We start from the raw sequence: 900 nt of genomic DNA, 5'->3' as shown, positions 1-900 counted from the left end.
CCGCCGCTGGAGCCATCACGGTGCGTGCCCCGCGGGTCAACGACAAGCGCCTCGGTCCCGACACTGGGGTGCGGAAGCGGTTCTCCTCTGCGATCCTGCCGGCTTGGTCGCGTAAGTCTCCCAAGGTCGCCGAGGTACTGCCGCTGCTGTATCTGCACGGCCTGTCCAGCAGTGACTTCGCACCCGCGCTCGAGCAGTTCCTCGGCACCGGTGTGGGCCTGTCGGCGGCTACCATCACCCGGCTGACCACGCAGTGGCAAGACGAGGCTGCCGCGTTCAACACCCGCTCGCTGGCCGAGCTCGACTATGTGTACGTGTGGGTCGATGGCATCCACCTCAAGGTCCGCCTCGACCAGGACAAGGTGTGCCTGCTGGTGATGATCGGGGTGCGCGCCGACCGCAAGAAGGAACTGATCGCCCTCGCCGACGGGTTCCGCGAATCAGCCGAGTCGTGGGCCGACCTGCTCCGCTCGACTCGCCGCCGCGGCATGGCAGCGCCGGTACTCGCAGTCGGCGACGGGGCGCTGGGGTTCTGGAAGGCGATCCGCGACGTCTTCGGCGAGACCCGCGAGCAGCGCTGCTGGTGGCACAAGATGGCGAATGTTCTTGCCGCGTTACCGAAATCGGCGCACCCGGGCGCGAAGGCCGCGCTCGCAGAGATCTACAACGCCGAAGACCGCGAGCACGCCGAGAAAGCGGCGAAGGCGTTCGAGGTCGACTACGGCGCGAAGTGGCCCAAGGCGGTCGCCAAGATCACTGACGACCTCGACGTGCTCCTGGAGTTCTACAACTACCCGGCCGAACATTGGGTCCACCTTCGCACCACGAACCCGATCGAGTCGACCTTCGCGACCGTAAGGCTACGCACCCGAGTGACCAAGGGACCCGGCTCACGAGCCG

The 900-nt window shown here is 66.9% G+C and carries 1 protein-coding gene; it reads left to right on the top strand.

The window, feature by feature from the left end; translation table 11 throughout:
- Window positions 1–900, top strand: a 900-nt coding sequence (locus ABN034_RS34230) for an IS256 family transposase (RefSeq protein WP_349695109.1), incomplete at both ends; no start/stop codon positions are given.

It is taken from the genome of Actinopolymorpha sp. B11F2 (assembly GCF_040195635.1).
GTDB lineage: Bacteria > Actinomycetota > Actinomycetes > Propionibacteriales > Actinopolymorphaceae > Thermasporomyces.
The sequence above is the reverse complement of the archived record's forward strand: the minus strand, read 5'-3'. Positions and strand labels throughout refer to the sequence as shown.